The organism is Micromonospora sp. I033, assembly GCF_053890995.1.
Window position 1 is genome coordinate 1 of sequence record NZ_JBSSLX010000112.1, and the last position, 18069, is coordinate 18069.

The following is an 18069-nucleotide window of genomic DNA, read 5'->3' on the forward strand; positions in this document are numbered from 1 at the left end:
CTGCTGGACTTCCTGGCGCTGCGCGCGCTGCCCGGCGTCGAGGAGGTCCGCGACGGGACGTACCACCGGGGGCTGCGGTTGCCGCACGGGCCCGGCACGGTGTCGCTGACCCCGGCCGACGGGCACGTGGCCGCCACCCTGCGGCTGGCCGACATGCGCGACCTGGCCCCGGCGGTGGCCCGCTGCCGCCGCCTGCTCGACCTGGACGCCGACCCGGTCGCGGTCGACGCCACCCTGGCGGCGGACCCGGCCCTGGCCCGGGCGGTGGCCGCCGAACCCGGCGTCCGCCTCCCGCACGCGGTGGACGGCTTCGAGATGGCCGTCCGCGCCATCACCACCCAACAGATCTCCCTCCGGTCCGCGAGAACGACCCTGACCCACCTCCTCACCGCCACCACCCGCCCCGTCGATCATGAGGTTGACGGCGGAGTCGATCTCCTCGACAGCGGCCAACCTCATGATCGACCGCTGGGGTTGCGGGCGTTTCCGAGCGCGGCGGACGTTCTCGGCGTGGACGACAGCGCGTTCCGGATGCCGGCGGCGCGGCGGGAGACGATCCGCGCGGTGGCGCGCGCCGTCGCCGACGGGGAACTCGACCTGGCGCCGGGCGGGGACCGGGAGGAGGCGGTGCGGCGGCTGGCCGCGCTGCCCGGGATCGGGCCGTGGACCGCGGGCTACGTGGCCATGCGCGCGCTCGGCGACCCCGACGTCCTCCTCCCCACCGACCTGGGCGTACGCCGGGGCGCCGCGGCGCTCGGCCTGCCCGACGACCCGAAGACCCTGAACGCGTACGCGGACCGCTGGCGCCCCTGGCGGTCGTACGCGGTGATCCGACTCTGGAGAGCGGCATGACCACACTGGACAGCACCGTCATCGACACCCCCGCCGGGCCGCTGAGCGTGCTCGCCGGACCCGACGGGGCGGTACGCGCGGCCGGCTTCACCGCCGACCCGGCGACCCTCGTACCCCTGGTCCATCCCGGACTGCGCGGCGCCCTGCGCGACCGGGCCGACCTCGGCCCGGTGACCGCCGCCGTGCGCGCCTACCTGGCCGGGGACCTGACCGCCATCGACAACGTCCCGGTCCACCAGCAGACCGGCGGCGTCTTCCTGGCCCACGCCTGGCGGGTGCTGCGCGACGTCAAGCCGGGCGACCCGGTGACCTACACCGGCTTCGCGGCGCTGGCCGGGCGGCCGGCCGCGGTCCGCGCCGCCGCGGCGGCCTGCGCCCGCAACGCCGCCGCGCTCTTCGTGCCCTGCCACCGGGTTCTGCGCACCGACGGCACGCTCGGCGGCTACCGCTGGGGGCTGGACGTGAAGAAGTGGCTTCTCGGGCATGAGGGACGGGTGTCGGCCACCTGACCCCCGTACTGTCGCCCGGTGCCGCTACCGTCGGGTAGTGCCTGCGCAGAGCGACGGCAACCCCGCGGCGTGTCACGACGCCCGTCCCCGCCCGCTGCGCAACCTCTGGCGGCTGCGTTCCTACCTCCGCCCGTACGCGGCGGAGTTCGCCTGGCTGCTGCTCGCCGCCCTGGCCGCCACGGCGGCGAGCCTGGCCGTGCCGCTGGTGGTGCAGCGGGTGGTGGACGGGCCGGTGGCCCGGCACGACGTGGCCGGGCTGCTCCGGCTCGGCGCCCTCGCCCTGCTGCTCGGCCTGGCCGAGGCGGTGCTCATCTTCATCCGGCGGTGGACCCAGTCCTCCTCCTCGGTCGGCATGGAGGCGGCCATCCGGGCCGACGTCTACGCCCACCTGCAACGCCTGCCGGCCGGCTTCCACGACCGGTGGCAGTCCGGCCAACTGCTCTCCCGGATCACCAGCGACCTCTCGGTGATCCGCCGGTTCCTCTCCTTCGGCCTGCTCTTCCTGGTGCTCAACCTGATCACCTACGCCGCCGTGGTGGTGCTGCTGATCCGGCTGCACCCCTGGCTCGGCCTGCTGGTGGCGGCCAGCGCCGTCCCGCTGTTCCTGATCAGCCGCCGGTTCGCCCGGCACTACCACGCGGCGTCCCGGCGGATGCAGGACCAGCAGGGCGACGTGGCCACGCTGGTCGAGGAGACCGCGCAGGGGCTGCGCACCATGCGGGCCTACGGGCGGGGGCCGGAGCTGGCCGCCCGGTTCGCCACCGGCACCCGCCGGCTGCACGACACCGGGATCCGCAAGGCCCGGCTGCTGGCCCGCACCTCCGCCCTGTTCGACCTGGTGCCCAACCTGACTCTCGGGGTGGTGCTGGTGGCCGGCGCCGCCGCCGTCGCCCGGGGCGGGCTCACCATCGGCGAGCTGGTCGCCTTCGTCAGCCTCCAGCTGATGCTGATCTGGCCGGTGCAGTCGCTCGGCTGGATCATCGCGAACGGGCAGGAGGCGGCGACCGCCGCCGACCGGATCCAGGAGGTGCTGGACACCGCGCCCGCCATCGTGGACGCTCCGCACGCCCGCACGCTGGACCGGGCCGCGGTGCGCGGCCGGCTCCGCTTCGAGCGGGTGAGCTTCCGCTACCCCGGCGGCCCGGCGCCGGTGCTGCACGAGGTGGAGCTGACCGTCGAGCCCGGCGAGACGCTGGCCCTGGTCGGTGCGACCGGCTGCGGCAAGAGCACCCTGCTCTCGCTGGTCCCCCGGCTGCACGAGGTGACCGGCGGCCGGATCACCCTGGACGGGCACGACCTGCGCGACCTGCGGCTCGGCTCGCTTCGCCGGCTGGTCGGGGTGGCCTTCGAGGAGCCGACGCTGTTCTCCATGTCGGTCTGGGAGAACCTGACACTGGGCCGGCCGGAGGCCGGCGAGGAGGAGGTCCGGGCCGCGCTCGCGCTGGCCCAAGCCGAATTCGCCCACGACCTGCCGTGGGGGCTGGCCACCCGGGTCGGCGAGCAGGGGCTCTCCCTCTCCGGCGGGCAGCGGCAGCGGCTCGCGCTCGCCCGGGCGGTGCTCGGCCGGCCCGCGCTGCTGGTGCTCGACGACCCGCTCTCCGCGCTCGACGTGCACACCGAGGCGCTGGTCGAGGCGGCCCTGCGCCGCGTCCTGCGGGACACCACCGCGCTGCTGGTGGTGCACCGGCCCTCCACGGTGGCACTCGCCGACCGGGTGGCGCTGCTCGACGGCGGGCGGATCGTCGCGGTCGGCTCCCACTCCGACCTGATGGCCGGGGTGCCGGCCTACCGGGCGGTGCTCTCCGCCGAGCCGGAGCGGCGGGCGGACGGCGTCGGCCTGGTGCGCTCGTGACCGGTGCTGCCGGGCCACCCCGGATACCCCGGCAGCGCGGCGACCCCGACCTCTCCCGGCAGGGCGACGACCCCGACCTCTCGCGGCGGCGGGACGACCCCGACCTCGACCTGGCCCGGTGGCGCGGGCGGGCGACCGATCCCGACGCCGACCGCAGCCGGGCGGAGGACTCCTCGCCCGCGGCGGTGGCCCGGCTCCGGGCCCGCAGCCGGGCCCTGCTCCGCGACCTGCTCCGCCCGCACCGGGCCCGGCTCGGGCTGGCGGTGTCCCTGCTGCTGGCCCAGAACGCCGCCGCGATGGCCGGCCCGTACCTGGTGATGCTCGGCATCGACCGGGGCATCGACCCGCTGCGGGCCGGCGACCCCGGCCCGCTGGTCGCCGTCGCCGCCGCGTTCGTCGTCGCGACCGGCACCGAGTACGCGACCCGGCGCGCCTTCCTCGCCCTCGCCGCCCGGATCGGCCAGGCCGTCCTGCTCGACCTCCGGAACCGGGTGTACGGCCACTTCCTCCGCCTCGACGTGGGCTTCCACGAGCGCTACACCTCCGGCCGGATGGTGTCCCGGCTGACCAGCGACCTGGACTCGATCGCCGAACTGGTCGACGGCGGGATCGACAAGCTGGTCATGGCCGCGCTGTCGGTGCTGTCGGTGGCGGGCATCCTGCTCTGGCTCGACCTGCCGCTGGCGGCGGTCACCCTGCTCGCCTTCCCGTTCCTGTTCTGGCTGTCCCGCTGGTTCGCCCGCGCCTCCACCGGGGCGTACCGGCGGACCCGGGAGGCGGTGGCGCTGGTCATCGTGCACTTCGTCGAGTCGCTGCGCGGGATCCGGGCAGTCCAGGCGTACCGGCGGGAGCTCCGCAACCAGCGCATCTTCGCCGCGGTGAACGACGACTACCGGCAGGCCAGCCTCCGCGCGTTCCGGCTGATCGCGGTCTACTCGCCGGGCATCCGGCTCATCGGCAACCTGACCGCCGCGGCGGTGCTCGGCTACGGCGGCTGGCGGGTGCTGGGCGGGCGGACCGAGGTCGGCGTGCTCGCCGCGTTCCTGCTCTACCTGCGCCGGTTCTTCGAGCCGATGGAGGAGCTGAGCCAGTTCTACAACGCGTTGCAGTCGGCCACCGCCGCGCTGGAGAAGCTGGCCGGTGTGCTCGACGAGCGGCCGGCGGTGGCCGAGCCGGCGCGGCCGGTGCCGCTGCCCGCCGGTCCGGGGCGGGGCGCGCTGGTGTTCCGCTCGGTGCACTTCGGCTACCGGCCCGAGGCACCGATCCTCTCCGGGCTGGAGCTGACCGTGCCGGCCGGGCAGACCGTCGCGCTGATCGGGCCCACCGGGGCCGGCAAGACCACCATCGCCAAGCTGCTGGCCCGGTTCCACGACCCGGCGTCGGGCGGCATCAGCCTGGACGGGGTGGACCTGCGGCACCTGGCCGACGCCGAGCTGCGCCGGGCGGTGGTGCTGGTCACCCAGGAGAATCACCTGTTCAGCGGCTCGGTCGCGGAGAACATCCGGTTCGGCCGTCCGGACGCCGACGACGCCACCGTGGAGGCCGCCGCCCGGGCCATCGGCGCGCACGACTTCATCGCCGCGCTTCCCGACGGGTACGCCACCGACGTGCACCGGCGCGGCGGCCGGCTCTCCGCCGGGCAGCGGCAGCTGGTCGCGTTCGCCCGGGCGTTCCTGGCCGACCCGCGGGTGCTGATCCTCGACGAGGCCACCTCGTCGCTGGACGTGCCGACCGAGCGCCTCGTGCAACGGGCGCTGCGCAGCGTCCTGCGGGACCGCACCGCGCTGGTGATCGCGCACCGCCTCTCCACCGTGGAGATCGCCGACCGGGTGCTGGTGCTCGACGGCGGCCGGATCGTGGAGGACGGGCCGCCGGCCGAGCTGGCCGCCGCCGGTGGCCGGTACGCCGCCCTGCACCGTCAGTGGCGCGACTCCCTGATCTGAGCCGGGCCGGCCCGGCGGGGCGGCCGCTGCCCGTCAACGACCGGGGTCGGACGGCGGCACGCCGGCATAACGCATGGCCGGCGGGTCACCGGCTGCCTACGATCGGCTGATGACCGACACGGCGAGGACGGCCCGCGCCGGCGTCCCCGAGCGTCCGACCCTGGACGGCATCGAGGAGACCTGGGCGCGCCGCTGGCAGGAGGACGGGACGTACGCGTTCGACCGCTCGAAGGAGCGTTCGGATGTCTACGCGATCGACACCCCGCCGCCGACCGTATCGGGCGAGCTGCACATGGGGCACGTCTTCTCCTACACGCACACCGACACGGTGGCCCGGTTCCAGCGGATGCGCGGCCGCACGGTCTTCTACCCGATGGGCTGGGACGACAACGGCCTGCCCACCGAGCGGCGGGTGCAGAACGTCTACGGGGTGCGTCCCGACCCGGCCCTGCCCTACGACCCGGCCTGGCGGCCGCCGGCCGCGCCGGTGAGCGAGGCGGCCCGGAAGGACCCGGCGACGATCTCCCGGCGCAACTTCATCGAGCTGTGCGAGGTGCTCACCGCCGAGGACGAGAAGGTCTTCGAGGCGCTGTGGCGTCGCCTCGGGCTGTCGGTGGACTGGTCGCTGACCTACACCACGATCGGGCGGGTGGCCCGGGCGACCAGCCAGCGGGCGTTCCTGCGCAACCTGGCCCGGGGCGAGGCCTACCAGGCCGAGGCGCCGACGCTCTGGGACGTCGGTTTCGCCACCGCGGTGGCCCAGGCCGAGCTGGAGGACCGGGAGCGGCCGGGCGCCTACCACCGGCTGCGCTTCCACGGCCCGGCCGGGCGCGAGGTGCTGATCGACACCACCCGGCCGGAGCTGCTGCCGGCCTGCGTGGCGCTGGTCTGCCACCCGGACGACGAGCGCTACGCCGACCTGGTCGGCGCGTCGGTGCGCAGCCCGCTCTTCGGGGTCGAGGTGCCGGTGCGCGCGCACCCGCTGGCGGACCCGGCCAAGGGCACCGGCATCGCGATGGTCTGCACCTTCGGCGACCTGGCCGACGTGACCTGGTGGCGGGAGCTCCAGCTGGACACCCGCGTGGTGATCGGCCGGGACGGGCGGCTGCTGCCGGAGCCGCCGGCCGGCGTGCCCGCCGAGCCCTACGCGGCCCTGGCCGGGCAGACCGTGAACGGCGCCCGGCGGACGATCGTCGAGCTGCTGGCCGACGCGGGCGACCTGGTGGGCGAGCCGCGTCCGATCACCCACCCGGTGAAGTTCTACGAGCGCGGCGACCGGCCGCTGGAGATCGTCTCCACCCGCCAGTGGTATCTGCGCAACGGCGGCCGGGATCTCGGCCTGCGCGAGGAACTGCTGGCCCGGGGGCGGGAGCTGCGCTGGGTGCCGGAGCACATGCGACACCGCTACGAGCACTGGGTGGGGGGCCTGACCGGTGACTGGCTGGTCAGTCGGCAGCGCTTCTTCGGCGTGCCGGTGCCGGTGTGGTACCGGCTCGACGACGCTGGCGAGCCGGACTGGTCCCAGCCTCTCACACCGGACGAGGCGGTGCTCCCGGTCGACCCGTCGAGCGACCCGCCGCCCGGCTACCAGGAGGCGCAGCGCGGGATGCCGGGCGGCTTCGTCGGCGACCCCGACGTGCTGGACACCTGGGCCACCTCGTCGCTGACCCCGCAGATCGTCGGCGGCTGGGAGACCGATGAGGACCTGTTCCGGCGGGTCTTCCCGATGGACCTGCGCCCGCAGGGGCAGGAGATCATCCGGACCTGGCTCTTCGCCTCGGTGGTCCGGGCGCACCTGGAGCAGGGCGTGCTGCCCTGGCGGACCGCGGTGCTCTCCGGCTGGATCCTCGACCCCGACCGGAAGAAGATGTCCAAGTCCAAGGGGAACGTGGTCACCCCGATGGGCCTGCTGGAGCAGCACGGTTCGGACGCGGTCCGCTACTGGGCCGCCAGCGGCAAGCCCGGCATGGACCTGGCCTTCGACCCGGCGCAGATCAAGGTGGGTCGCCGGCTCGCCACGAAGCTGCTCAACGCGTCGAAGTTCGCCCTCGGGCTGGGCGCCGCGGACGCGCTGCGGGCGCCGGCGACCGCTCCGCTGGACACCGCCATGCTCGCCGAACTGTCCGGCGTGGTCGCCACCGCGACCACCGCCTTCGACGGGTACGACCACACGGCCGCGCTGATCGCCACGGAGGCCTTCTTCTGGCGGTTCTGCGACGACTACATCGAGCTGGTGAAGGAGCGCGCCTACGGCACCGGGCCGGGGGCGGACTCGGCCCGGGCGGCGCTGGCCACCGCGCTCTCGGTGCAGTTGCGGCTCTTCGCGCCGGTGCTGCCCTTCGTCACCGAGGAGGTCTGGTCGTGGTGGCGGTACGGCTCGGTGCACCGGGCGCCCTGGCCGACCACCTACGAGGTGGGCCGGGCGGTGCAGGGGCCGGGTGACCCGGAGCTGCTCCGGCTGGCCGCGGACGCGCTGGGCCAGGTGCGCCGGGCCAAGTCGGAGCGGAAGCTGTCGATGAAGGCGGAGGTGCCGCTGGCCGAGGCGCTCGGGCCGGCCGCCCTGCTCGACCGGCTCACCCTGGTGGCCGACGACGTCCGGGCGGCGGGCCGGATCGCCAAGCTCGATCTGCTCCCCGACCGCACCACCGAACTCGTCATCGCCTGCGCCTTCTGAGCTGCCGCACGGTGGCCCCGCTCGACCGACCTCGGCCGGTCGCGTCGGGCGGGGCCCCTGTGCTGCGGGTCAGCTCGTCTCGCCGGCCACGCTGAACGAGCGGAGTCGGTCGATCGCGAGGCCGGTGAAGCCGACCGCGATCAGCGCGCTCATCACCGCCGCGACCGGCACCGACACGTCCGTGGCGAGCAGTTCGGTCGGTGCGATCCGGTCGGCGAGCGCGATCACGTACTGCTGGATGGAGAGCACCTTCGTGCCGCTCACGAAGTTGCCGAGCAGCCCCTCCCAGATGAGCACGTAGACGAGGCCGAGCAGCACCGGCCGCCGGGTGACCAGGCTGAGCGCCACGAAGAACGCGCAGTACGCCAGCGCGCCGATCGACGCGGCGACGGCGAGCGCCAGGCCGAGGCGTACCGAGTGGGCGAGCACGCCCGCGACGTAGAGCGGCACGGCGACGGTGACCGCCGTGACGCCGGCGGCCACGGCCAGCTTCGGCAGGACGATCTGCCAGCGCGGCAGCGGCTTGGTGAGGATGTGCACCACCGTGCCGTCGTCGATCTCCGCGCCGAGCACGCCGGTGCCGACGATGAGCGCGACCACCGGCAGCACCACGGCCAGGCCGAGCCCGACCAGCACGGCCGGCCCCCACTCGCCGGGGTCGACACCGAGCGAACGGGAGAGGATCGCCAGTGCCAGCAGCAGGGCGGGCAGCGGGAGCAGCAGGAGGAAGCGGCGCCGGCCGAACAGGCCGCGCGCGGTGATCCAGGAAACGGTCGACACGGTTCAGCTCCCCACCAGGTAGGAGAAGACGCTCTCCAGCGATTCGTCCTCGGGCGTCAGCGACCGGACCCGGAGGCCCCGGGCCAGCGCGATCTTCGGCAGCGCCCGGGTGAAGGCACCGTAGTCGCCGGCACGCACGGTCAGGCCGTCCCGGCCGATCTCCACCCCGGTCACCGACTCCTCGGCGATCAACGCGACCGCGAGGGCCCGGTCGTCGGTGGAGCGGACCCGGAACACGTGCGGCCGGTTGGTCATCAGCCGGCGGATGGTCCGGTAGTCGCCGGAGGCGGCCAGCCGGCCGGCGACCATCACCTGCACGGTGCCGGAGACCTGCTCGACCTCCTCCAGGATGTGCGAGCTGAACAGGATGGTCCGGCCGGCGTCGCCGAGCCGGTGCAGCAGGGCCATCATGTGCAGCCGCTGCCGCGGGTCCATCCCGTTGAACGGCTCGTCGAGCAGCAGCACCTGCGGGTCGTGCACCAGGGCGGCGGCCACCCGGGTGCGCTGCCGCATGCCCTTGGAGTAGGTGCCGATCTTCCGGTCCTGCGCGTCCTCCATCTCGACCAGCGCGATGGCGCTACGGGCCGCCGCCTCCGGGTCGGGCAGCCGGTGCAGCTTGGCGCTGGCCAGCACGAACTCGTACGCGCTCAGGAACGTGTGCACCGCCTCCCGCTCGCTGACCAGGCCGAGCCGCCGGTAGACGTCGGGGTTGCGCCAGGTCGGCGCGCCGTCGAGGGTGACGCCGCCCCGGGACGGGGCCAGGAAGCCGGCCATCATGTGCAGCAGGGTGGTCTTGCCGGCGCCGTTGGGGCCGAGCAGGCCGGTCACCCCGGGGCCGAGCCGCATGGTGACGTCGTTGACCGCCACCACGTTGCCGTACCAGCGGGAGACGCCGGCCAGGTCGAGGGTGGAGGCGGGGGTCGCCGGGGCCGCCGGCTCCGCGCTGATCGTGGTCATCGGGCGGCCACCTTCCGGTATCGCAGCAGCAGCAGGGCGACGCAGCCGGCCACCAGCAGCACGGCGACGGCCACGTAGACCGGCCCGAAGCCGCCGATCTGATCTTCGGTCTGCCCACCGGGTACAAGCAGGTCGCCGAGGGTGTACTGGCCGACAGCATGGATCAGGGCGGTGGGCGAGCCGAGCATCGCCAGCTCGTTGACCGTGCGGGACGGCATGATCGACAGGATGCCGACGATCGGGGCGGTCATCAGGAACACGGCCACGATGCCGCCGGCCGCGAACGCCCGCTTGCCGGTGAGCGAGGCGATGAGCAGCCCGACCGAGGCGAAGACCACCGCCCAGAGCGCCGCGTAGAGCAGGCCGGGCAGCAGGTCGAGCAGCTCGTTCCAGACCCCGCGCATCCCGTCGTCGGTGGTGAACGCGGCGCCCAGGAACATCACCAGCTGCGGCGCGCCGAGCAGCAGCCAGAGCGCGGTGCCGAGCGCGCCGAGCTTGGCGAGGGCGTAGTCGCCGCGCGGCAGCGGGCGGGAGAAGTAGAGCGGCAGCACGCCGCTGTGCAGGTCGCGGGAGACCAGCTCCGGCCCGACCACCGCGACGAAGAAGATGACCAGCCAGCTCATCGCGTCGGCGAACTGGGCGTACGTCATGACGACCTGGCCGGTCTGCGTGCGTACCGCGGTCAGCCCGGCGGCGACGATCAGCACGATGCCCATCACCAGCCAGGGGAAGATCTTCGCCTTCGCGGACCGGCCCAGGCCGAACGCGGTGCGCAGGCCGTGCGAGTAGAGCGCGCCGAAGACGTGCCGGCGGCCGAGCCGCGTGCCGGTGTAGCGCTGGTAGCCGATGTCGTGGATGACGCCGGTCGGCTCAGACATGGCTGGGCTCCCTCGTGGCGAAGAGTTCGGCCACCCGGTGCCGCCGCTGGTCCAGCCGGTGCAGCGGCAGGTCCAGCTCGGCGACCGCGCCGATGATCAGGTCGTAGGTGGCGTCGTCGGCGAGCGGGACGAGCAGCAGCCGCCCCTCCCGGGACACCGGCAGGTCGAGCGCGGCGAGCCGGGCGGCCAGCTCGTCCGTACCCTCGCTCACCTCGACGGCGAGCACGTCGGTGGCCGAGGTCATCGCGGAGATCCGGTCGGCGCGCAGCAGCCGGCCGCCGTCGATGGCGACCAGGGTGTCGCAGATCCGCTCCACCTCGCCGAGCAGGTGGGAGCAGACCACCACCGAGATGCCGAACTCGGTGCCGATCCGGTGGATGAGGGCGAGCATGGCGTCCCGGCCGGCCGGGTCCAGGCCGTTGGTCGGCTCGTCGAGCAGCAGCAGGTCCGGGTCGTGCACCAGGGCCTGGGCGAGTTTCACCCGCTGCTTCATGCCGGTGGAGTAGCCACCGACGGCCCGGTGCCGCTCCTCGTGCAGGCCGACGTGGCGCAGCGCCTCGGAGGCCCGCTCCCGGGCCACCGTGCGGGGCAGCCCGCTGATCCGGCCGAGGTGGGTGACCAGCTCGGCGGCGGAGAGGTCCGGCGGGAGGGCGTCGTGCTCGGGCATGTAGCCGACCCGGGCGCGGACGGCCGCGGGGTCGGTGGTGGGGTCGAGGCCGAGCACGGAGACCCGACCGCTGGTCGGGGCGAGCAGGCCCAAAAGGATCTTGATCAGGGTGGACTTGCCGGCGCCGTTCGCGCCCACCAGTCCGATGATCCCCGGCTCGACCGACACCGTGAGGTCGGCCAACGCGGTGACCCGGCCTCCGTACGTCTTGGTCAGCGACTCGGTCGCGAGCAGTGTCACGAGGTCAGCGTAGGAAGCGCGGGCCGCTCCGGGTACCCGGAAACACTCGGGGTTGCCCCTGATTCCGCCCGGACGGGTCGGTAAGGCTTCCGTAAGCGGCCGGACCGGTGACTCCGGGCCGGCGCGGCGGGAGACTCGACGCATGTCGATCCGCCTGCTGCGCGCGCCGCTGACCTGGGTCGCGGTCGCCGTCCTCGCGGCCGGCACGGCCGCCGGCCTGTACTGGTTCCAGCCGTGGAAGCTGGTCACCGACACCGAGGTGCACGAGCAGCTCACCGCGGTGTCCGGCGAGCCGGCGGCCCCGCCCGGCACCGCCACGCCGGCCGCACCGGCGTCCACCGGGCCGGTACTGGTCAGCCGGGGTGCCTTCGTCAGCCATGAGCACGACACCCGGGGCACCGCCCGGATCGTCCGCACCGCCGACGGCCGGCACCGGCTGGAACTGGTCGGGCTGGCCACCTCGAACGGACCGGATCTTCACGTCTGGCTGACCGACCAGCCGGTTCGGAGCGGTCCGTCCGGCTGGCACGTCTTCGACGACGGCCGGTACGTGGCGCTCGGCCCGCTCAAGGGCAACCGGGGCGACCAGGCGTACGCGATCCCGGCCGGGACCGATCTCGGCGGGCTGACCAGCGTCTCCATCTGGTGCGAGCGGTTCGCCGTCTCGTTCGGGGCGGCCCCGCTCGCCGCCGCCGGCTGAGACCGGCCCGGCTCCGCGCCGCCCGCGGCGACCGCCCCGCGACCGCCGGTTTGCCGGCTGGTGAGCGGCAGGTGGAGTGGCGCTCTCGACCGATCGCCGGTGGGCTGCGAAACTGTGTGCCGGCCGGTGAGTTGGGGGTTCGATGAGCAACGGGTGGGTGCTGCCCGAGGACGTGTTGCGGGATGCGCCGGCGTACGCGCCAAGGCCCGCCGAGCTGGCCGATCTGGAGTTGCTGCTGACCGGGGCCTACGCCCCGCTGACCGGCTTCATGACCCGGGCCGACCTGGCGTCGCTGGGCCGGCGCGGCCGGCTCGCCGACGGCACGCCGTGGCCGGTGGCGGTGACGCTCCAGGTGCCGGCCGCGCTCGCCGACGGGCTGGTGCTGGACGACCCGCTGCGCCGGGCGCTGGTGCTCACCGACGGCGAGGGCGCCCCGGTGGCCGCCATGGACGTGACCGACGCGTGGCCGGCCCGCGACGGCACGGTCGGCGTGGGCGGCGCCGTACGCCGGCTCGGCGACGGCGGTCACGGCCCGTTCCAGCGGCTGCGGCGCGGTCCGGACGAGGTCCGGGGGTTGCTGCCACCGGGGCGGGTGCTCGGCGTCTTCGCCGACCGTCCGCTGCACCGGCCGCAGCTCGCGCAGATCGCGCACGCCGCCCGGACGCTCGGCGCGCACCTGCTGGTGCTGATCCCGCTGGGCGAGGAGGCGGCCGGCGGGCTGCCGGCCGAGGCGCTGGTGCGCAGCGTGTTCGCCGCCCGGGACCGGATGCCGCCGGCCACCCTGGTGGCGGTGCCGCTGGCCCGGCGGCCCGACGAGATCAGCGACGCGCTGCTCCGGGCCCGGGTCGCCGCCGCGTACGGGGTGACCCACCTGCTCTCCACCGAGGGCATGCTCTCCGGGGCCGGTCTGCGGGTGCTGGTGCCCCGCGAGCTGGCCTACGACAACCGGGACGGGCAGTGGCGCTGGCGGGAGGACATCCCGCCGCGCAACCGGCGGCTGGCGCTCAGCCAGGAGGAGATCGACGACCTGCTGGACCGGGGCTTCCCGCTGCCCGAGTGGCACACCCCGCCGGCGGTCGCCAAGGAGCTGGCCCGGGCCCGCCCGCCGCGCCGGCACCGGGGCCTGGTGATCTTCCTGACCGGCCTGTCCGGCTCCGGCAAGTCGACCATCGCCCGTGGCCTGGCCGACCTGCTGCGTGAGGGCGGCGACCGGACCATCACCCTGCTCGACGGCGACGTGGTGCGCCGGGAGCTCTCGGCCGGGCTGGGCTTCAGCAAGGCCGACCGGGATCTCAACGTGCGCCGGATCGGCTGGGTGGCCGCCGAGATCGCCCGGCACCGGGGGGTCGGCATCTGCTGCCCGATCGCCCCGTACGCGGCCGCCCGGGCCACCGCCCGGGAGATGGCGCAGGCCGCCGGGGCCGGCTTCCTGCTGGTCCACGTGGCCACCCCGCTGGAGGTCTGCGAGCAGCGCGACCGCAAGGGCCTGTACGCGCGCGCCCGGGCCGGCCTGATCACCGGGATGACCGGGATCGACGACCCGTACGAGGAGCCGACCGACGCCGACCTCGTGGTGGACACCACGGACATGTCCGTCGAGGAGGCGGTCCAGCGGGTGATGGAGCACCTCACCGAGACCGGCTGGGTGGAGCCCCGCCTCCAGTCCGCCTGATTCCGGCACACCGACCGCCGCCGCCCCGAGCTGGGACGGCGGCGGTTCCGCGTTCACTTCCGTTGTCCTGCGTTGCCCGCTAGTGTTCATCTTTGTTGGAACACGTTCGACCGCGTGGGGACACGGTCGGGAGCCGGAGGTGAGGGCGGGGTGCTGGCGCGGCAGCGGCAGGCGGTCATCCTGGAACGGGTCCGCGCCGCCGGAGGCGTCCGGGTCACCGAGCTGGCCGCCGAGTTCGGCGTCTCGGACATGACCATCCGGCGCGACCTGGAGACGCTCCACGAGCAGGGCCTGCTCGCCAAGGTGCACGGCGGGGCGACACTGGCCGGGCCCGGCTCGACCGACGAGCCCGGCTTCCGCGCCAAGTCGGTCCGCCAGTCGGTCGAGAAGGCCGCCATCGCCGACCGCGCCGCGCGGCTGGTCCGCCCCGGCGCCGCGATCGCGCTCTCCGCCGGCACCACCACCGCCGAGCTGGCCCGCCGGCTGACCGACGTGCCGGGGCTGACCGTGGTGACGAACTCCCTGCCGGTGGCCGAGATCCTGCACGTCGGCGGCCGGCCGGACCAGACCGTGGTGCTCACCGGCGGGGTGCGCACCCCCTCCGACGCGCTGGTCGGCCCACTGGCCGTGGCCGCGATCGGGGCGCTCCACCTGGACCTGCTCTTCCTCGGCGTGCACGGGATCAGCGAGCGGGCGGGGTTCACCACCCCCAACCTCATGGAGGCGGACACGGACCGGGCCCTGGTGGCGGCCGCCGACCGGCTGGTGGTCCTCGCCGACCACACCAAGTGGGGCACGGTCGGCATCTCCTCGATCGTCGGCCTGGACGCGGCGGACGTCCTGGTCACCGACGACCGGTTGGCGCCCGACGCGCGCCGGGTACTCGAGGACAGGGTGGGTGAGCTGGTGATCGTGCCGGGCACGGAGGGTGCGGAGTGAAGCGTACGCATATCGAGCTGGCCGACGGCCGCGAGTTGATCTACTTCGACGAGCGGGACGACGCGGTTCGCGACCAGCCGGACCGGCGGGAGCTGCCCCCGCCGCCGCACGCCTCCCAGCTCCGGTACGACCCGCTGACCGACGAGTGGGTGGCCGTCGCGGTGCACCGGCAGACCCGGACCTTCCTGCCCCCGGCCGACCAGTGCCCGCTCTGCCCCTCCCGCGGCGACCGGCTCAGCGAGATCCCCGCCCCCGACTACGACGTGGTCGTCTTCGAGAACCGCTTCCCGTCGCTGAGCCAGCGGGTCGCCGACGAGCCGGCCGAGATCACTCCGTTCACCCCGGTCCGCCCCGGGCGCGGCAAGTGCGAGGTGGTCTGCTTCACCGACGACCACAACGCCTCGTTCGCCAGCCTCTCACCCGGCCGGGTGCGGACGGTGCTCGACGCGCTCGCCGACCGCACCACGGCGCTCGGCGAACTGCCCGGAGTGGAGCAGATCTTCCCGTTCGAGAACCGGGGCGTGGAGATCGGCGTGACCCTGCACCACCCGCACGGCCAGATCTACGCGTACCCGTTCGTCACGCCGCGGACCCGGACCATGCTGGCCGCCGCCCGCCGGCACGCCGAGCGCACCGGGGGCAACCTCTACGCCGACGTGCTCGCCGCCGAACGCGCCGCCGGCGACCGGGTGGTGGCCAGCAACGAGCACTGGACGGCGTACGTGCCGGCGGCGGCCCGCTGGCCGTTCGAGGTGCACGTGGCCCCGCACCGCCCGGTGCCGGACATCCCGGCCCTGGACGACGCCGAGCGGGACGCCTTCGGGCCGCTCTACCTGGACGTGCTGCGTCGCTTCGACGGGCTGTTCGACATGCCGATGCCCTACATCGCGGCCTGGCACCAGGCCCCGGTGCGCGTCGACCGGGAGCTGGGGCACCTGCACCTGCAGCTGTTCAGCATCCGGCGCGCCAAGGACAAGCTGAAGTACCTGGCCGGTTCCGAGTCGGGGATGGGCGTGTTCATCAACGACATCGCTCCCGAGCGGGCCGCCGAACTGCTCCGCGCCGCCTGAGCTCCCGCCCGACAACAGGGCGCGGGGGGCCCGGGACAGGGCCCCCCGCGAGGGAAGGGACGGCTGGCTGTGTGCGACAGCCGGGAAGGCTGGCTGATCGGCGGCTCACGCCGCGAGGCGACCGAGGTCAACCTTCCTGGACGGGACTGGCATCACGTCCACCCTGCTCAACGAGGCGTGCCCGCCCCGGGTGACGCGGACCGCGGACACGACGGAGCCCGCCGGCCACGCCGGCGGGCTCCGGTGCGAACGGTGATGGTCAGGCCGACAGCTTGCGGGCCAGGTTCTCGTCGAGCGCGTTCATGAACTCGTCGGTGGTCAGCCACGGGGCGTCCCGCGAGATGAGCAGCGCGAGGTCCTTGGTCATCTGGCCGCCCTCGACGGTCTCGACGATGACCTGCTCCAGGGTGTTGGCGAACTCGGTGACCGCCGGGGTGCCGTCCAGCTTGCCCCGGTGGGCCAGGCCCCGGGTCCAGGCGTAGATCGAGGCGATCGGGTTGGTCGAGGTCTTCTCGCCCTTCTGCCACTGCCGGTAGTGCCGGGTGACCGTGCCGTGCGCGGCCTCGGCCTCGACTGTGCGGCCGTCCGGGGAGAGCAGGACGGAGGTCATCAGACCCAGCGAGCCGAAGCCCTGCGCGACGGTGTCGGACTGGACGTCACCGTCGTAGTTCTTGCAGGCCCAGACGTAGCCGCCCTCCCACTTGAGCGCGGCGGCGACCATGTCGTCGATCAGCCGGTGCTCGTAGGTGATGCCGGCGGCCTCGAACTCCGACTTGAACTCGTTCTCGAACACCTCGGCGAAGATGTCCTTGAACCGGCCGTCGTACGCCTTGAGAATGGTGTTCTTGGTCGACAGGTAGACCGGGTAGCCGCGGTCCAGGCCGTACCGGAACGAGGCGCGGGCGAAGTCCCGGATCGAGTCGTCGAAGTTGTACATGCCCATGGCGATGCCGCCGCCGGAGAAGTTGGCGACCTCCATCTCCATCGGCGCGCCGCCGTCGGCCGGGGTGTAGGTGACGGTCACCTTGCCGGGGCCGGGCACGACGAAGTCGGTGGCCTTGTACTGGTCGCCGTGCGCGTGCCGGCCGATGATGATCGGCTTGGTCCAGCCCGGGACGAGCCGCGGCACGTTCGACATGATGATCGGCTCGCGGAAGACCACGCCGCCGAGGATGTTGCGGATGGTGCCGTTCGGCGACCGCCACATCTTCTTCAGGCCGAACTCCTCCACCCGGGCCTCGTCCGGGGTGATGGTGGCGCACTTGACGCCGACGCCGTGCTCCTTGATGGCGTTGGCGGCGTCGACGGTGACCTGGTCGTCGGTCTCGTCGCGGTGCTGGATCGACAGGTCGTAGTAGTGCAGGTCGACGTCGAGGTAGGGCAGGATCAGCTGCTCCCGGATCTGCTTCCAGATGATCCGGGTCATCTCGTCGCCGTCGATTTCCACGACCGGGTTGTTTACCTTGATCTTCGCCATCGGCCGGCGCTCCTCTCGGGGGACACGTGCTCAAGCAGTACGAGCGTACTGGAAACTGACCGGGGCTCCCCAGCCGGCCTCACCCCGCGGGAAAACGGGGTCGCCCGGGACGGGCCGCGGTGACATCCTTCCCGGATGCCGCTGACTCACACGGTCGGGTCTATCACGGTCACCGCCCTGCTCGACGGGGTGGGTCCCTTCTTCCAGGCGCGCGCCGAGGCGTTCCCCGACGCCACGCCGGAGCAGTGGCGCGAGGCCGACCGGCGGGACCCGGAGACGGTCACCAAGGACGGCCGCTGGTGGCTGCCGTTCCGCGCGTTCGCACTGCGTACCGGGGACGGGCCGGTCACCCTCGTCGACGCCGGGATCGGCCCGGCCGACGCGCTCGCCGCGAGCTGGGCGCCGGTGCCCGGCCGGCTGCCGGCCGAGCTGGCCGCCGCCGGCATCGACCCGGCGGACGTACGCACCGTGGTGCTCACCCACCTGCACACCGACCACATCGGCTGGGCGGGCCCGCTCTTCCCGAACGCGGACCACCTGGTGCAGCGCGCCGAGCTGGCCGCGCTGGAGCTGTTCCACCCCGACCTGCCGGCCCGGCTCCTGGGGCCGTTGCGCGCCGCCGGCCAGCTCCGGGTGGTCGACGGCGACACCACCCTCACCACCGGCGTACGCGTGCTCAGCACACCGGGCCACACCCCCGGCCACCAGTCCGTGCTGGTGGAGGACGGCACGGACCGCCTCCTGGTGACCGGCGACCTCCTGGTCCACACCCTCCAACTGATCGACCCCACCCTCGCCTACGCCCACGAGGAGAACCCGGCGGAGGCGGCCAGTGCTGTCAGTCGCGCTCTCGGCAGGG

At 74.1% G+C, this 18069-nt stretch carries 15 protein-coding genes; 10 read left to right on the plus strand and 5 right to left on the minus strand.

Annotated features, from left to right (window positions below; genetic code table 11):
* The 5 genes from ACW0Q9_RS18845 to valS form a co-directional block, all read left to right on the plus strand.
* A partial coding sequence (locus tag ACW0Q9_RS18845; RefSeq protein WP_456183046.1) for a DNA-3-methyladenine glycosylase family protein occupies positions 1 to 852 on the plus strand: 852 nt, incomplete at its 5' end.
* On the plus strand, positions 849 to 1361 hold the full coding sequence (locus tag ACW0Q9_RS18850; RefSeq protein WP_456183048.1) for a methylated-DNA--[protein]-cysteine S-methyltransferase: 513 nt from the start codon (positions 849 to 851) through the stop codon (positions 1359 to 1361). The genes ACW0Q9_RS18845 and ACW0Q9_RS18850, both read left to right, overlap by 4 nt.
* 37 nt (positions 1362 to 1398) lie before the next feature.
* Positions 1399 to 3213 (plus strand): ABC transporter ATP-binding protein, encoded by a 1815-nt coding sequence (locus ACW0Q9_RS18855; RefSeq protein WP_456183050.1) that lies wholly within the window; start codon positions 1399 to 1401, stop codon positions 3211 to 3213.
* Between the two features lie 110 nt (positions 3214 to 3323).
* Positions 3324 to 5156, plus strand: coding sequence for an ABC transporter ATP-binding protein (locus ACW0Q9_RS18860; RefSeq protein WP_456183073.1), 1833 nt, complete (start codon positions 3324 to 3326; stop codon positions 5154 to 5156).
* Between the two features lie 109 nt (positions 5157 to 5265).
* Complete coding sequence (valS, locus tag ACW0Q9_RS18865) at positions 5266 to 7830, plus strand: valine--tRNA ligase (protein WP_456183052.1); 2565 nt, start codon at positions 5266 to 5268, stop codon at positions 7828 to 7830.
* A 69-nt stretch (positions 7831 to 7899) separates the two neighbouring features.
* Here the strand turns inward: valS and ACW0Q9_RS18870 are convergent, their stop codons facing one another.
* Genes ACW0Q9_RS18870 through ACW0Q9_RS18885 form a run of 4 tightly spaced genes read right to left on the minus strand, consistent with a single transcriptional unit; the run spans position 7900 to position 11352 of the window.
* Complete coding sequence (locus ACW0Q9_RS18870; protein WP_456183054.1) at positions 7900 to 8610, minus strand: ABC transporter permease subunit; 711 nt, start codon at positions 8608 to 8610, stop codon at positions 7900 to 7902.
* 3 nt (positions 8611 to 8613) lie between these two features.
* Entirely contained in the window at positions 8614 to 9567 is a 954-nt protein-coding gene (locus ACW0Q9_RS18875; protein WP_456183056.1) for an ABC transporter ATP-binding protein, read from the minus strand.
* Positions 9564 to 10445, minus strand: a complete 882-nt coding sequence (locus ACW0Q9_RS18880; RefSeq protein WP_456183058.1) for an ABC transporter permease — start codon at positions 10443 to 10445, stop codon at positions 9564 to 9566. The genes ACW0Q9_RS18875 and ACW0Q9_RS18880 overlap by 4 nt, the downstream gene beginning before the upstream one ends.
* Positions 10438 to 11352 (minus strand): ABC transporter ATP-binding protein, encoded by a 915-nt coding sequence (locus tag ACW0Q9_RS18885; protein WP_456183060.1) that lies wholly within the window; start codon positions 11350 to 11352, stop codon positions 10438 to 10440. Before ACW0Q9_RS18885 ends, ACW0Q9_RS18880 begins: the two co-directional genes overlap by 8 nt.
* A 142-nt stretch (positions 11353 to 11494) precedes the next feature.
* On the opposite strand from ACW0Q9_RS18885, the gene ACW0Q9_RS18890 reads away from it, so the two are divergent.
* The 4 genes from ACW0Q9_RS18890 to galT all read left to right on the plus strand — a co-directional run bounded on the left by ACW0Q9_RS18890 (position 11495) and on the right by galT (position 15733).
* Positions 11495 to 12052: a DM13 domain-containing protein gene (locus tag ACW0Q9_RS18890; protein ID WP_456183062.1), complete on the plus strand. Its 558-nt coding sequence runs from the start codon at positions 11495 to 11497 to the stop codon at positions 12050 to 12052.
* A gap of 142 nt (positions 12053 to 12194) precedes the next feature.
* Entirely contained in the window at positions 12195 to 13724 is a 1530-nt protein-coding gene (cysC, locus tag ACW0Q9_RS18895; RefSeq protein ID WP_456183064.1) for an adenylyl-sulfate kinase, read from the plus strand.
* 150 nt (positions 13725 to 13874) lie between these two features.
* The gene (locus ACW0Q9_RS18900; protein WP_456183066.1) at positions 13875 to 14663 is read left to right on the plus strand and encodes a DeoR/GlpR family DNA-binding transcription regulator; all 789 of its coding nucleotides are present in this window, start codon (positions 13875 to 13877) and stop codon (positions 14661 to 14663) included.
* Positions 14660 to 15733 carry a galactose-1-phosphate uridylyltransferase gene (galT, locus tag ACW0Q9_RS18905; protein WP_456183068.1) on the plus strand — a complete coding sequence of 358 codons (1074 nt, stop codon included), beginning with the start codon at positions 14660 to 14662 and terminating at the stop codon, positions 15731 to 15733. Before ACW0Q9_RS18900 ends, galT begins: the two co-directional genes overlap by 4 nt.
* A gap of 259 nt (positions 15734 to 15992) precedes the next feature.
* Here galT and ACW0Q9_RS18910 read toward each other — a convergent pair whose 3' ends face one another.
* Positions 15993 to 17210, minus strand: a complete 1218-nt coding sequence (locus ACW0Q9_RS18910) for an NADP-dependent isocitrate dehydrogenase (RefSeq protein ID WP_456183070.1) — start codon at positions 17208 to 17210, stop codon at positions 15993 to 15995.
* A gap of 135 nt (positions 17211 to 17345) precedes the next feature.
* On the opposite strand from ACW0Q9_RS18910, the gene ACW0Q9_RS18915 reads away from it, so the two are divergent.
* A partial coding sequence (locus ACW0Q9_RS18915) for an MBL fold metallo-hydrolase (protein WP_456183071.1) occupies positions 17346 to 18069 on the plus strand: 724 nt, incomplete at its 3' end.

Bases quoted from the DNA above. Each gene is read 5' to 3' on its own strand.
- ACW0Q9_RS18875 (WP_456183056.1), bottom strand. From the start codon at position 9,567: ATGACCACGATCAGCGCGGAGCCGGCGGCCCCGGCGACCCCCGCCTCC.
- cysC (WP_456183064.1), top strand. From the start codon at position 12,195: ATGAGCAACGGGTGGGTGCTGCCCGAGGACGTGTTGCGGGATGCGCCG.
- ACW0Q9_RS18880 (WP_456183058.1), bottom strand. From the start codon at position 10,445: ATGTCTGAGCCGACCGGCGTCATCCACGACATCGGCTACCAGCGCTAC.
- ACW0Q9_RS18910 (WP_456183070.1), bottom strand. From the start codon at position 17,210: ATGGCGAAGATCAAGGTAAACAACCCGGTCGTGGAAATCGACGGCGAC.
- ACW0Q9_RS18890 (WP_456183062.1), top strand. From the start codon at position 11,495: ATGTCGATCCGCCTGCTGCGCGCGCCGCTGACCTGGGTCGCGGTCGCC.
- ACW0Q9_RS18850 (WP_456183048.1), top strand. From the start codon at position 849: ATGACCACACTGGACAGCACCGTCATCGACACCCCCGCCGGGCCGCTG.
- valS (WP_456183052.1), top strand. From the start codon at position 5,266: ATGACCGACACGGCGAGGACGGCCCGCGCCGGCGTCCCCGAGCGTCCG.